This window comes from Psychrobacter sp. Ps2, assembly GCF_022129405.1.
Lineage (GTDB): Bacteria > Pseudomonadota > Gammaproteobacteria > Pseudomonadales > Moraxellaceae > Psychrobacter.
Map to the genome: position 1 here is coordinate 237294 of NZ_JADQAM010000061.1, position 14639 is coordinate 251932.

Here is a 14639-nt window from a genome sequence, read left to right on the forward strand (position 1 = left end):
AACGCTAAAATAAAAGCCAATTGATTAATGATGCGGCTTACTAAATACAATGTTAAGTGTTCTATACTTATGCTATTCATTCACTGTGCTGATCAGTGACGCTTTTTATCTAAAAATCCTTTGTAAGAGATTTTAGATAAAAACTAGCTACTTTGTTTCATCACTTCAGCAGCCAACTTTTGATACGCGCGCGCGCCTTTTGACCATCTCTCATACGCAATAACTGGTAAGCCGTGCGCAGGGGCTTCTGCCAAGCGAATATTCCTTGGAATATGAGTCTTGTACATGATATCGCCAAAATGTGCTTCTAGCTCAGTAGAGACATCACGGGCAAGCGTGTTACGCGCATCAAATAGCGTTCTGACCACACCGCGTATATATAGCTTAGGGTTCAACTCTGTAAGACGTTCAATGGTTTGTGATAAGTCAGCCAACCCTTCTAGTGCATAGTACTCACACTGCATAGGAATAATCACACTATCCGTAGCCACCAACGCATTAATCGTCAGTAGATTCAAACTAGGCGCACAATCGATAATCACATAATCGTATGGCTGTTTTTGTGTGGATATCTGATCGTTAACCAATTCAGTCATCGCAGTTTTGAACAGCTCATGACTATCGGTCTTGCTCATTAAGGTAATGTCCATGCCAGCCAAATCGCGATTGGCACCGATGACATCGAACCCTGCAGGACTAGTAACAATTGCTTCAGACAACGCGACGCCATCTAGCAAAACGTCCGCTATGGTAAGATCTAACTCGTTTTTGTCAACACCTGTACCACTGGTCGCATTACCTTGTGGGTCTAAGTCAATCAGCAGTACATGCTTGCGTTTAGCGGCTAAGCTGGCGGTCAAATTTACTGCCGTTGTGGTTTTACCCACACCGCCTTTTTGATTCGCAATTGCTATGATTTCCATACACTCACTCAATTTTATTAGGGTCTATTACTTTTGACTCGGTTGGTACGATTATTTTTGTTCAATCTTGTGCAGCGACACTCACTCAGTATTTAAAAATAAGCAATTTATGGTCTAAAATGCTCAGTTTATGGTCGAGCATTTTAAATGCTTTTAAATACTATGTCATTTAGATACAGACGTAAACTGTGTTTCACAAAAAACAGTGCCTGTTTCATGACTGCGAAGTGTTTATGCCTTAGCTATCTTTGGCAGACATTTCAATTAAATGACGACTGTCGTGCAAACGTGGTACCGTCAGCTTGATTGTTTTGATATGCCAATCACTATCTAATGCCTGCAGCTCTTCTTCACTCGGCACTTTACCTTTCATAGCACATAAGAAGCCGCCATCTGCTAATCTTGGCTGTGCTACTTCTACAAAATCTATCAAACTGGCGAACGCTCGTGATGTCACCACCGCATAACTTGCTTCATGCGCTTCAATACGCGATGCGATCGGCTGCATATTACTCAAACCGAGCTCGCTGCTGATTTGCTTGATAAAGCGAATTTTCTTCTGATTGCTATCAAGCGCAGTACACTGGCGCTCAGGCTGACAAATGGCAATAATCACTGCTGGCAACCCTGCTCCCGTGCCGATATCTAGCAACGATCCGGCGGGTAAATGCGTTATAATAGACAGACAATCTATCACATGCTTGATCAGCGCTTCTTCTGGATCAGTGATGGCGGTCAGATTATACGCTTTATTCCATAGTAAAAGCTGGTCTAAGTACAATAATAACGTGCGCTGCTGCGTTTCACTTAACGGCAGACCCAGCTCATTTATCGCTTGCGCTAAGATATTGGCCAGCTTTGGCAGTTGCGCACCAAGCTTTACGAAACCAGTCGGATCAATATTGATAGTACCCATACTAGCAGACGATGAAGAGTTTTTAGCGGAAGCTGACATACAACGAGTTATCCAGTTTTGACTTGTGAACCGTTTATTTTATCATGCAGTCTGCCCATTGAATAGTTGCAGATTGCGCCAATGTGGGACATCTTATACTATCTACGCTTATCATGAGGCGTTATTCTGCTTTGATTGCCTCCAATTCGCTGATTAAGTCATTCGTTTTTTACTAGTTTTACTCAAGCATTTGCCTAAATATGATACAAAACTGCGCTTAATGACTTCGCTAATAGGTGACTATATCTTGTAAGATGTCATGATTGATTATAAAAAACTCAGAATACGCATGACTAGATAAAACCAATCACTTCTCATATTCCTTTAATACTTTTTAAGATGATTTTTCAAACGCCTATGACAGAACAACCCTACACCCCTATATCGCAAGTATCAAAAGACGCTAACAATATGGTAGTACCTACTACCGATACAAAAAATACTAAGCAAACAGCACCTGATACCCCAAACCCTATCTTCATAGAAGTTCAGCAAAATTGTCGCATTTCCGCTGAGCAATTAAAACGCTATAGCGACCCTGATGAATTGCCTACAGATACTCGCACTGCGCCTGACTTAGATGTAGGCTTCGGTCAACAACGCGCGCTTAAAGCATTGCATACAGCGCTGGATATTAAAGCCAGTGGTTACCATGTGTTTGCCGCTGGTGAGAACGGTTTGGGTAAGCGTACTGTGATTAGTCGTCTGTTAACGCGTATCGCTGCTGACGCGCCGACGCCTGATGATTGGGTATACGTGCATAATTTCACTGATCCACGCACACCATTGGCGCTGCGTCTACCAGCTGGTCAAGCCTCGCTATTACAGCAGCAAGTTAATAACTTATGGCAGCAAGCAAAAAAGCGTTTAAGCCAACGCTTTCGTAGCGATCAATACCAGAGCAAAATCGAAGCCATCAAAAACAGTACTCATCAAAAAGAAAGTCATGCCTATGACGCGCTTAATGCTGAAGGCAAGCAATATGACCTAGCATTGACGTTTCGCTCGTTTGATAATAAAGCCGTATTTGTTCATCCTAGTCAACTGCCTACAGAAAGCAACAGCGGTGATAACAAACAAGTAGAAACACCTAACAATCGTAAAAATTTAGAAAAGCTCGATGATAGCGAAAAAGTTAACACCTTGAGCGATGAAGATAATGAGCGTAAGGAAAATAAAGATTCTACATATGGCAATAATGAGTATGAAGCTGAGCTGAATAACTTTGTGCAAAAGAACCATATGCAAAAGCGTCTGAGTCAATTGACTATCGCTTTAGAGCAACTAGAAGACGAAGCCAATGACGAGATAGAGTCGCTACATCGTAGTATTGCCCAACGTGCTTTACAGCCATTATTTACTCCTATTTATGAGCAGTTTGCGACTCATCCACTTGTCGTGGCATATCTCAAGGCTGTATTTGATGACATGGTCACTCACGTAGAGCGTATCGTCAATGGCGATGATGAGGAGTTTGTGACAGCAGTGTTGGCTACGACGCCCAGTCGTTATGCGGTCAATGTTATTGTCAGTCACACACCTGACAGTGGCGCGCCCGTGGTTTTTGAGGATTTGCCAACCCATCTCAATTTGTTAGGGCATGTCGAGCAAATCACCCAATTAGGCACAGTAACCACTGACGTAAGTATGATTCGTGCAGGTGCTCTACATCGCGCTAATGGCGGCTATTTACTGTTAGAAGCCAGCCACGTACTTGAACATCCTTATGCATGGCAAGGCTTAAAGCGCGCATTACAATCACGAAAAATCAAACTGTCTAGTCTAGAGCAAATGCTGACGCTAACCGGTAGCTTATCTCTCTCACCAGCGCCTATTAATTTAGATATCAAGGTGATCTTGTTAGGTGAAGCAGATTTATATTACGAGCTGCTAGAGCTTGAGCCTGAATTTGATGCGGTATTCAAAGTCCGAGCTGACTTTCATGACGATGTGCCTCGTACCATTGAGCATGAATTGGCACTGGTCGCAAAAATGGCCGATATCATCGACTATGCTGACCTTTATCCGTTTGATAGCAGTGCGCAAGCCACACTACTTGAGCACTTAAGCCTGCAAGCTGAAGAACAAGATCGCTTAAGCCTACATAGTGACTTATTGATTAAACTACTGCATGAGTCAAATCGTCACGCTCGCTTAAATAATGAGACTATGGTGACGGCAGATCACGTCACTCAAGCAATCGATGACATGGATGAGCGTTCAGGATATTTGCGCGATCTGTACTGGGACGAGCTGAAAAACGGCCAACAGCTGATCCAGACGCAAGGCGATGCTATCGGACAAGTTAATGCGCTTACTGTGGTCAGTTATGCCGATAGTGAGTTTGGCATGCCAGCACGGCTTACTGCGGTCATTCAGCCCAATATTGGCACAGGCGAAATTCTTGATATTGAGCGTGATGTAGACTTGGGCGGTAGTTTACACGCCAAAGGCATGCTGATTATGACCAGCTATTTGCGAGCGCTGTTTAGTCAACATCATGCGCTGAACTTTAGTGCCTCACTGGCGTTCGAGCAAAGCTACGCGCAAATCGATGGCGATAGTGCCACTGTGAGCGAAGGCTGTGCATTGCTATCCGCATTAGCAAACGTCCCTATCAATCAGTCTCTCGCGATTACTGGATCAATGAACCAGCTAGGCGAAGTACAGGCAGTTGGTGGCATCAATGCCAAAATCGCAGGTTTCTTCGACGCTTGCCGCGAGCAAGAGCTAACAGGCGATCAAGGCGTCGTCATTCCAATGGCTAATGTCAAACAACTGATGCTACGTGACGACATTATCGATGCGGTAAATAGAGGCAAATTTCATATCTATGGCGTCTATACTCTCAGTGAGGCCCTGACGTTGATGACTGGTTTACCCATCGACACCATGAATAAAAAAGACCGTTATCGTAAAGATACTTTATTTGGCAAAGTATTAAGCCGTCTGATGCTGTGGGATGAAAACCAAGAAAGCACTGATGACATCGATGATGAAAAGTCCAAAAAGAAAGCGAAGAAAAAGCGTAAAGAAAAACGTCAAAAGAAAGAAAATAAGAGAATAAAAGAAAAGCGTAAAGGTGAGAGAATTAATGAGAAAAACAGCGAAGAAAGTAGCAAGCAAAGCGATGCTGAGCCTATTGATGACGCCCTAAACGATACTGAGACAACAGCTATCGACGGGAATAATAATTAAAATTTAAACTGTATTACCGATACACACACATTGCTGTTCGACCAGATTCATTGTTATGTCTATGGCTAGATCGAGCAGTAACCATCGAATAGCAACCTTCAAATAAACATACGCATGCATGAACGTCGCTAGACGCTACGCTGCTTTTCTGCGATGATTAACGGTTCCTGACCTAGCAATATCGTGCCAGAAACCGACTTGTAACTTCATAAAGGGTATCTCTTAATGACTGTACATCCTACTGATGCTGATAACATCCAAGCTCAGTCCAATCCTAGTGAGCCGGCAGATGCGCTTGCAGCTGTAGACACTGACACCTCAAAAGAGGCCAATGTCGCCAATATTAATGACAATCGACATGGTGCGGCAACGACTGCTCGGCAATGGCAGGTACTATCACAGCTGCAGCGCAATCGCTGGGTAGGTACCACGCATATTTATGAGCAGCTGATGATGGCAGGCTTTGATATCAGTCTACGTACTGTCCAACGCGATTTGAATGCCCTTGCCAAACGCTTCCCTATCGAAAAAAACAATGCCAATCCACAAGGATGGCGCTGGAAAGAAGATGCCCCATTACAAAGCTTGCCGCATATGAACTTATCACAAGCGGTTGCTTTTAATATGGTCGAGGCCAATCTGACCCAGTTACTGCCACCTGTTATCTTAGATGAATTATTTCCTTGGTTTGACTTAGCACGGCGACAGCTCAAAAACAGCAAAGTGACCCACTCTTGGATAGACAGAGTGCGTATTGAGCCTGCCACACAGCCACTCATCGCACCAGATATAGATTTGGACAGTAAAGACAATATTTACCACGCGCTATTTTATCAGCTGCAAATTCATGCTTGTTATACTCGTAGCAACAAATTACAAGCCAGCGAATACGTCCTAAATCCAATCGCAATTATCCAGCGTGGCGTGATTATCTATCTACTGGCAACTCGTACCGACGACCCAGAAGCCACCATTCGCACCTTTGCCTTACATCGTTTTGATAGTGTTGAGATTCTCGAAACCGCTGCAAAAACGCCAGAAAACTTCCAACTTGATACGTATTTGGATGAAGGCAGCATGGGCTTTAGTCACCCACTGTTTGGCGAATTGGATGAGCGTGGCAAAAATACTGCTGTTGAGCTTAGGTTTACTAGGCAAGCTGGTAAGAGTCTGACCGAAAGTAAGCTTAATGACGATCAAACCGTGATGCTAAATGAGGATAACACCCTTACTGTAAGAGCCACTGTTAATTTGACCTCACAGCTGGTTTGGTGGCTACGTGGATTTGGTAGTGGCTTATTAGATGCTAAGCCTGAGCTGCTCTATCAAGCAGTATTAGATAAGTCTTCGACAGCAATCAGTGAGTAACATCACTGACCTGAAATAGGCTAACATCCGCACATCCGCACACCTTAAGTAAGCAAACACCAAATCTAGATAACGGTTAGAAACTAAGAATAAAAAAGGAAAGTTATGTCGACCACTGCCCCATCACCACTGTTGTCAGATAGTTTACGAGGACTGGGACTAGACGCAGGGACTTTGTTCTTTGCGCTCAATTATGAATTTACCAAAATTGAGCCAAAAGGCATGTTTAAGCGCTTTAAGAAAAATCAAAGCGCGATGGATATTGATTTAGCTTGCGTGTTGTACGATGATAATTGCGTCATCAGTGACATTGTTTGGTTTAAACAATTACGAGATAAAGCTGAATCGGTCAAGCATCAAGGTGACAGCTTAAATGGTAAGGATCGCGGCGAGCAAGCCATGTATCTTGCCCCGCTTGATCAAGAGCAAATCAGATTGGAGCTTGAAAAAATTCCTGCTCATATCACTCATATTGGTTTAATTGCCAACTCATACCATGGTCATTCGTTCTCTAGAGTGAAAAAAGGCGAAATTCATTTGAGTGATGATGAAGGAAACCGTTGTTTTGAAGTCAACCTTAAGCAGCTCCCACGCGACTGCACCACGCTATGGGTAGCACATTTGCGTCGATCTGTTGACGACTGGCATTTAACATTGCAAAACTTACCACTTACTGCAGAAGATCTAGCAGGTGCAGCACAAGAAGTGGCTCATGAGTTAGCACGTGCACTGCCTATTCCTCAGGGTATATAAGAGCAACTGGTCATCGAATATAAAAGAGGTCTTGTGCTATCCAAACACAAAACCTCTTTTTATGGGCAAATCATTGATTGTAATTAACTTCTAAGAACCTATCTGTTCTAAATTATCTTACACTTGCCTATAAAACTTCACCGCAATGCGGACAGAAGTTCTTTTGACGTGTCTCAACTTCTTTCTCACGCCGTTCAAGCTCTTGCTCTCGAAGTACTTGTAGAACGATATTTTGTGCCTGTTCTTTATCTAAACCCAGCTCTCGACGAATTTTATCAATCATCATCTGATTCTGTACCAGATCAAAGTCGCTATCAATGAGCTGCTCACGAAAGTGCTGTTCAAGCTCTTCACGGCGCTGAGCCAATTCATTCGCTAGTCCTGTCGCTAGAATACCAGCCGGTAGGGCTGCGAGACCTACGCCCAATATCGTAATGACAGCACCCAATATTTTGCCCGCATTAGTAATTGGCGTGACATCTCCATAGCCTACTGTTGTCAGTGTTACCACAGCCCACCACATCGCTTTAGGTATGGACTCAAACTCGTCTGGCTGTGCGTGATTCTCTACCAGATAAATACCGCTAGAGGCGGTCACAATCATAATGATAAGAATAAAGATAACAGCCTGAAATGAGCCTCGCTCCTTGCTAATCACGACTAGCAAAATACGCATTGAGGCAAAATAACGCGTCAATTTTAGGATTCGAAACAAGCGTAAAATGCGTAAGAAACGCAAGTCAATATTGACAAAGAAATTCAAAAAGGCGGGCACGATGGCTACTAAATCAATCAATGCGGATGGGCTTCTAAGCCAATCCCATCGCTGTTTCCACGTTGTATTATCGGGCTTTGCTTCAGCCACACTCCACAGACGCAGTAAGTACTCAATAGAAAAGACAACGATAGAGAAGTTTTCGAATAAGGTGAAGTAATCTTGATAAGGGTAATACCACTGATCGACAGACTCTGCTATCACAGCCGCTACGTTAGTCATAATCAAAAATATAAGAAAATAATCAACGTAACGGCTAAATAACGTGTCATGCTCATCATTTTGCAAAATGTTATAAACGAAAGTACGCAAGCGCCGTATATGTTGGAATTGCATGCGGTCCCTATACGGTGTAACACCGATCTTATGATAATGAAATAAAAGTATTAAAGCCTGATTATCGCGCTAAATGACATAATGAAAAGCAGTATCATTATACAAAATTTACGTAATAAATGTAGACGCAAGCCAGCAACATTAACCCCGTCGCAAGAAAGGTGTATTGTAAAAATCGCTCATCGGCACGTAATTGACGACTGAGATTTTGAGCAGGCAATAAAAAAAGGCCGCATTCTGGGCAACAAGAATCCACTTGGTTTAATAAAGTCATTGAACCTGCTTGTCCGCAGCGCAGCGGCGAGTTACTACAGTAGCCCAGCATAATACACCCTATCCGTCGTCGTTAATTGTCCCTTTATATTAATTTATACCAGCCGTATAAAACTGACTACTAACTTACAGTAACGAGAACTGTTTAACAAATATGTTTTGATGAACCTGTCATTTACACCATAACCTTTCATTCCCTTAAAATTATTAAGGGTTTTTTAGTTAAAACCTTACTATTAAAATGGTTTTAATGCTACAATAGCGTTACAATGTTACAAGGCAATCTATAATGATAACATTGTGTATCAGCACTTAATGCCATCCCTCATTAAATGCTTATCGATAACCTATTATTGCGTTGAGGAATCAAACGATGAAACTACAATCCCTAGTTTTAGCCGCTGCTACTGCACTTACTATGACCTCTGCTTTTGCAGTACCTGCTGGTACTTGGACAGTGGCTGCCGGTGCTCACTATGTAGACCCTAAAAGCGACAACGGTACTTTGAATAATGGTTTATCTGTTGATGTTGATGGCGATGTGCGTCCGACCATCAGTGGAGAATACTTTATCGCTAACAACGTTGGTGTCGAACTACTAGCGGCGCTTCCATTCCATCATGACATCACTCTGAAAACTGGTGATACTACTATTGATGCAGAAACTCAGCACCTACCACCTACTCTATCTGTACAGTATCACTTCGATGGCTATGATCTGCCTATGAATGTGAAGCCTTTTGTTGGTGTTGGTGTGAACTACACGACTTTCTTCAAAGAAAGAATCTACCTTGGTAATGGTAATGATTTAGAGCTTGATGATAGCGTTGGTGTAGCTGGCCATGTTGGTATTGATATTCCTTTTGCTCCTACCGAAGCTTTCCGTATTGATGCCCGTTATATGGACATCAAAACAGATGCAAGCCTAAACGGTACTGATATCGGCGAAGTTGATATCAGCCCTTGGGTATATGGCGTAGCATTCGTTAAACAGTTCTAAATTAGTAAAGTTACCATGCGTAATAAAAGCCAGCTTGATAGCTGGCTTTTTTGTGCCTATTAACTATGGTTACTACCATCTGTCTACACCAGCTACTAGGCAATTATTTATAAAAATAGATAATAACCTGTAAGAACAAATAATCTCCATAAAAAAGACCACCCGTGGGCAGTCTTTTTGTATTGCTAGTTAGCTTTAGATCAAGATACGACGTGGGTCTGCTAATAGCGTTGCGATATAACGAGTGAATACAGCAGCATCTGCGCCATTGATCACACGGTGATCATAAGACAAGGACAGTGGCAGCATCAAACGTGGCTCAAAACTTTGTGTCTTAGCATCCCAACGTGGCTGCATACTTGCTTCAGAGACACCTAAAATACCAACTTGTGGCCAGTTAACTAGTGGCGTGAAGGCGGTACCACCCAAGTTACCTTGGCTCGATATAGTAAAGCTCGCCCCTTGCAAATCTTTGGTGCTGAGCTTCTTATCACGAGCTTTTACAGCAAGCTCGCCGATCTCAATTGCGATTTGCTTCAGGCCTTTATCTTGGACGTTTTTGATAACCGGTACGATAAGACCATCATCTGTTGCCACAGCAATACCCATATTGACACTTTTACGCAATATAACCTGAGTGTTGTCATCACTCAAGTGACTGTTGAATCGTGGGTGCTGGGTCAACGCGTAAGCAGTTGCTTTAACCACAAAGGCCAAGATAGTAAAGCCAATACCTTCAGCTTTCATGCCACCTTTTAGCTCACCACGTAGTTTTTCGGTCTCAGTGATATCAGACAGATCGAACTGCGTTACTTGCGGTAGCAAAGTATTGTAGTTGAGCTGTGGTATCGAGACTTTCTGCAAGCGACTGAGGTCTTGTGTTTCTGTCTCACCCCAGATCTCAGCATTACTCATGTCAGGCAGCTTCGGTAGACCTGAGCCAACAGCGTTACTGCTCACAGGTGCCGCTTTCTGCTTGGCTAGACTGCTCTTAACATGTGCAAACAAGTCTTCTTTTAGAATGCGATCGTTTAGAGCTGAACCATTCACTTGTGTGATATCCACACCTAACTGACGGGCTAGTTTGCGAACGGCAGGACCTGCATACACATCAACCAATTTTTCATTGACCTGTGCTTCAGTTAATTTACCCTCTGTTTTGCTAGCAGCTGTATCAGTATTGGTCGGTTTGGCCGCTTGTTTTGGCTCACCAGTGGTTTTAGCAGCTGGTTTATCTTCTGTTTTGGCTGGTGCTGACTCTTGTGGCTTAGGCGCCTCAGATTCACTATCACTAGCATCATCTGTACCACTTGCCATGATGACGATAAAGTCCTGACCATTAGCAACCATATCACCTGCTTCGACCAAGATTTTCTCAATCTTGCCGGCAACTGGCGCTGGCACTTCAACTGAAGCTTTATCTGATTCGATTAGCAAAATGGACTGCTCAGCGCTAACAGTATCACCAACGCTCACCATGATTTCAGAAACTTGTGCCTCGTCAACACCTAAATCAGGTAATGCATGAGTAGTTGCTTTACCAGCATTAGCGGCTGGCTTGGCAGCAGACTCTGATTGCTTTGATTCAGTTGCAACAGGCTCAGGTTTTGATTCTGGTTTAACATCGTCTGTGCTGTTCGCTTCTTGCTCTTCAGCAGCATTTTCATCGTTGCTTTCTGCGCTATCATCTGCGCTTTCAAGCTCAATCAGCACCATACCTTCGCTGACTTGATCACCGATAGCAACGCTAATCTTAGTCACTTTACCAGCAGCAGAGCTTGGTACTTCAACTGATGCTTTGTCAGATTCTAATAATACGATGTTGTCATCTTTTGCAATGATATCACCAATTTCTACCATAATCTCGCTGACTTCGGCGCTCTCAACACCTAAATCGGGGGCTTTAATGTCCATGATTTATTTCCTCGTCTTATGGTTATTATTATTTGACATTTTTATCATCAAGTACATTTGCATCTGCTTGATCTTCAGCACGGCCTTCATTACTGATTTCATCATCGTCTTCAGCGATAAATTCAGGTACAGGATTTGGATTTACGTTACCTGGTGCTGGTGCATCTGGAGACTGGTCATAGTAAGACTGCTGTTGCCATGCAGGTGGATGGTCCACATCGATACCTAAGCTTGAAATCGCGTCTTTAACCAAACGCATCTCAACTTCGCCTTCATCGGCTAAGCGTTTAAGCGTTGCCACAACGATATGCGCAGCGTCCACGTTAAAGAAGCTACGTAGGTTTTCACGCGTATCAGAACGGCCATAACCATCGGTACCCAGAGTCGTATAAGGACGGTTGTCTGGCAACCAAGCACGGATTTGCTCTGAGTAGTTACGCATATAATCTGTCGCTGCAACCACGATACCTTCGTGCGGTGCTAACTGCTCAGTAACCCAAGGCACTTTCTCTTCATCCATTGGATGTAGACGGTTGTAATCGTCACAAACCATACCATCACGAGTCAACTCATTAAAACTGGTTACACTCCAAACGTTAGACGTAATATTGAACTCGTCTTTTAGTATCTGTGATGCCTTCTGTACTTCACGCAAGATAACGCCAGAACCTAGTAGTTGCACTTGTGTTGAGCCATTGTCTTCAAGTAAGTACATACCACGTTTGATACCTTCCTCGCTTCCTTCTGGCATAGCAGGTTGCTCGTAGTTTTCGTTCATCAACGTCAAGTAATAGTAAACGCGCTCGCCTTCACCATACATACGGCGTAGACCGTCATGCATGACAACGGCTAGCTCATAACCAAAGCAAGGATCATAGCTGACACAGTTTGGCACGACATTGAACAGAATTTGTGAATGACCATCTTGATGCTGTAAGCCTTCGCCATTAAGTGTCGTACGACCAGCAGTTGCGCCTAATAAGAAGCCTTGTGCTTGACAATCACCTGCCGCCCAAGCCAAATCACCCACACGTTGGAAACCAAACATTGAGTAATAGATATACATTGGAATCATCGGTAATGCGTTCACAGAATAACTGGTTGCCAATGCAATCCAAGTACTCATTGCGCCTGCTTCGTTGATACCTTCTTCTAACATGTGACCATCGATGGCTTCTTTATAGCCCATCAACGCTTCACTGTCTTCTGGTGTATATTTTTGGCCAACAGCCGAGTAAATACCCAATTGACGGAACATACCTTCTAGACCAAACGTACGCGCTTCATCAGGTACAATTGGTACGACGCGATCTTGGATGTCTTTGTTTTTAAGCATCGCAGATAGTAAGCGTACAAATACCATCGTCGTAGACTGCTCTTTACCATTGCTGCCTTTTAATACCCGATCAAACATTGATAGTTCAGGGATATTCAGTGGGATGTGACCACTACGACGGTTTGGCAGATGACCACCTAACGACTCACGACGACCTTTAAGATACTTCATCTCCGCCGAACCTTCTTCAGGTCGGTAGAACGGTAGAGTCTCTAACTGCTCATCAGTAAATGGCAAATCAAAACGATCACGGAAATACATCAACGCTTCTTGATCAAGCTTTTTGACCTGATGCGATTTATTAACGGCTTGCGTTTGGGTAGACAAACCATAACCTTTAACGGTTTTGACTAAAATAACCGTTGGTTGGCCTTTGGTTTTCATCGCTTCGCTAAAGGCAGCGTAAACTTTAACTGGATCATGGCCACCACGGTTTAGACGTGAGATTTCTTCGTCAGTCAACGCATCTGCCATTTCTTCTAACTCTGGATATTTACCAAAGAATTCTTTGCGAGTAAATTCAGGCGTACGCGCTTCGTATAACTGATACTCGCCATCCACCACTTCTTCCATACGTTGTTTAAGCACGCCTGTATGATCTTTACCAAGTAATGAATCCCAGTTGCCACCCCAAATAACTTTGATGACTCGCCAGCCTGCGCCGCGGAATACTGACTCTAGCTCTTGAATGATTTTACCGTTACCACGGACTGGACCATCAAGACGCTGCAAGTTACAGTTAACTACCCATATTAGGTTGTCCAGCTTCTCACGACCAGCAAGAGAAATAGCCCCTAAGCTTTCTGGCTCATCCGTTTCACCATCACCTAAGAATGTCCAAATCTTACGACCTTCTTTTTCTAGCAAGCCACGATTTTCCATATAGCGATGTACATGGGCGTGATAGATAGACATGATTGGGCCAAGTCCCATCGATACCGTTGGGAACTGCCAGTAATCCGGCATTAGATATGGATGCGGATAGCTTGATAGACCTTTACCACCTACTTCACGACGGAAATTATCAAGCTGATCTTCGGTCAAACGACCTTCTAGATAAGAGCGTGCATAGATACCTGGTGCTGAGTGACCTTGATAATAGATCATGTCACCACCGAAGTGATCGCTAGCGGCGCGGAAGAAATGGTTAAAACCCGTTTCATAAAGTGTCGCACTAGAGGCGAATGTCGCTAAGTGACCACCTAGATCATCGTCGTTTTTATTGGCACGCATGACCATGGCAAGTGCGTTGTAACGAATTAGCGCACGTATCTTACGCTCCATGCCTAGATCGCCTGGGTACATTGGCTCGTCTTCAACAGCGATACTATTGACGTACGCAGTGTCTAGTCTGTTGAACGGCAGTCCTTCTTGAACTGCCATATTGTATAAGGCTTTTAGGAGGAACTGAGCACGGTCCTTGTCTGCGTGTTTAACCACAGACTCAAAGGCTGCCAGCCATTCCTGAGTTTCGGTGCTATCAGCATCCTTATAATAATTCATTCTTGTTAATCCTTTTATATCAGTCATACCTACCTAATGGCAGGGCTTCATTGAAAAATGCATGATGAGAGATTGGTTTACTTATGACATCCTTGCTACGTCCAAGCATTCCATTGTTTTGTGCGATGATATACAGCTTGATTATAAAAATAGTATTACTCATATCGACAAATGCATCAAATCAACACATCTGCCAAACCGTCATAATGCTATAGCTATTCGTTTAATCATTATTTGACTATGACATTCCATTATAAGCCTTTACAGCTAAGTTGTTTATGGCTGTAGAGAAATGATGGAATAAC

General features: G+C 43.4%; 9 protein-coding genes. 4 read left to right on the plus strand and 5 right to left on the minus strand.

Going from position 1 to position 14639, the window contains the following annotated elements:
• Positions 1 to 143: 143 nt before the first annotated feature.
• The gene (locus I3254_RS12680) at positions 144 to 923 is read right to left on the minus strand and encodes a ParA family protein (RefSeq protein ID WP_179797444.1); all 780 of its coding nucleotides are present in this window, start codon (positions 921 to 923) and stop codon (positions 144 to 146) included.
• Between the two features lie 238 nt (positions 924 to 1161).
• On the minus strand, positions 1162 to 1878 hold the full coding sequence (rsmG, locus tag I3254_RS12685; protein ID WP_179797446.1) for a 16S rRNA (guanine(527)-N(7))-methyltransferase RsmG: 717 nt from the start codon (positions 1876 to 1878) through the stop codon (positions 1162 to 1164).
• A 357-nt stretch (positions 1879 to 2235) separates the two neighbouring features.
• Between rsmG and I3254_RS12690 the strand changes: the two genes are divergently transcribed.
• The 3 genes from I3254_RS12690 to I3254_RS12700 all read left to right on the plus strand — a co-directional run bounded on the left by I3254_RS12690 (position 2236) and on the right by I3254_RS12700 (position 7197).
• Positions 2236 to 5076 carry an ATP-binding protein gene (locus I3254_RS12690; RefSeq protein WP_238053108.1) on the plus strand — a complete coding sequence of 947 codons (2841 nt, stop codon included), beginning with the start codon at positions 2236 to 2238 and terminating at the stop codon, positions 5074 to 5076.
• Positions 5077 to 5301: 225 nt separating this feature from the next.
• Positions 5302 to 6444: a WYL domain-containing protein gene (locus tag I3254_RS12695; RefSeq protein WP_238053109.1), complete on the plus strand. Its 1143-nt coding sequence runs from the start codon at positions 5302 to 5304 to the stop codon at positions 6442 to 6444.
• A 105-nt stretch (positions 6445 to 6549) separates the two neighbouring features.
• A complete protein-coding gene (locus I3254_RS12700; protein WP_101205419.1) occupies positions 6550 to 7197 on the plus strand; it encodes a TerD family protein in 648 nt (215 codons plus the stop codon).
• Positions 7198 to 7324: 127 nt separating this feature from the next.
• On the opposite strand, the gene I3254_RS12705 is transcribed toward I3254_RS12700, so the two are convergent.
• Entirely contained in the window at positions 7325 to 8308 is a 984-nt protein-coding gene (locus I3254_RS12705; RefSeq protein WP_238053110.1) for an ion transporter, read from the minus strand.
• 646 nt (positions 8309 to 8954) lie between these two features.
• Here I3254_RS12705 and I3254_RS12710 point away from each other — a divergent pair.
• A complete protein-coding gene (locus I3254_RS12710) occupies positions 8955 to 9581 on the plus strand; it encodes an OmpW family outer membrane protein (protein WP_238053111.1) in 627 nt (208 codons plus the stop codon).
• Between the two features lie 195 nt (positions 9582 to 9776).
• Here I3254_RS12710 and I3254_RS12715 read toward each other — a convergent pair whose 3' ends face one another.
• Positions 9777 to 11495 carry a 2-oxo acid dehydrogenase subunit E2 gene (locus I3254_RS12715; RefSeq protein ID WP_238053112.1) on the minus strand — a complete coding sequence of 573 codons (1719 nt, stop codon included), beginning with the start codon at positions 11493 to 11495 and terminating at the stop codon, positions 9777 to 9779.
• A 28-nt stretch (positions 11496 to 11523) separates the two neighbouring features.
• The gene (aceE, locus tag I3254_RS12720) at positions 11524 to 14334 is read right to left on the minus strand and encodes a pyruvate dehydrogenase (acetyl-transferring), homodimeric type (RefSeq protein ID WP_238053113.1); all 2811 of its coding nucleotides are present in this window, start codon (positions 14332 to 14334) and stop codon (positions 11524 to 11526) included.
• Positions 14335 to 14639: the final 305 nt, after the last annotated feature.

What these genes read in the sequence shown, in the direction of transcription:
- I3254_RS12680 (WP_179797444.1), bottom strand. Translation starts at nt 923, where the DNA reads ATGGAAATCATAGCAATTGCGAATCAAAAAGGCGGTGTGGGTAAAACC.
- rsmG (WP_179797446.1), bottom strand. Translation starts at nt 1,878, where the DNA reads ATGTCAGCTTCCGCTAAAAACTCTTCATCGTCTGCTAGTATGGGTACT.
- I3254_RS12690 (WP_238053108.1), top strand. Translation starts at nt 2,236, where the DNA reads ATGACAGAACAACCCTACACCCCTATATCGCAAGTATCAAAAGACGCT.
- I3254_RS12695 (WP_238053109.1), top strand. Translation starts at nt 5,302, where the DNA reads ATGACTGTACATCCTACTGATGCTGATAACATCCAAGCTCAGTCCAAT.
- I3254_RS12700 (WP_101205419.1), top strand. Translation starts at nt 6,550, where the DNA reads ATGTCGACCACTGCCCCATCACCACTGTTGTCAGATAGTTTACGAGGA.
- I3254_RS12705 (WP_238053110.1), bottom strand. Translation starts at nt 8,308, where the DNA reads ATGCAATTCCAACATATACGGCGCTTGCGTACTTTCGTTTATAACATT.
- I3254_RS12710 (WP_238053111.1), top strand. Translation starts at nt 8,955, where the DNA reads ATGAAACTACAATCCCTAGTTTTAGCCGCTGCTACTGCACTTACTATG.
- I3254_RS12715 (WP_238053112.1), bottom strand. Translation starts at nt 11,495, where the DNA reads ATGGACATTAAAGCCCCCGATTTAGGTGTTGAGAGCGCCGAAGTCAGC.
- aceE (WP_238053113.1), bottom strand. Translation starts at nt 14,334, where the DNA reads ATGAATTATTATAAGGATGCTGATAGCACCGAAACTCAGGAATGGCTG.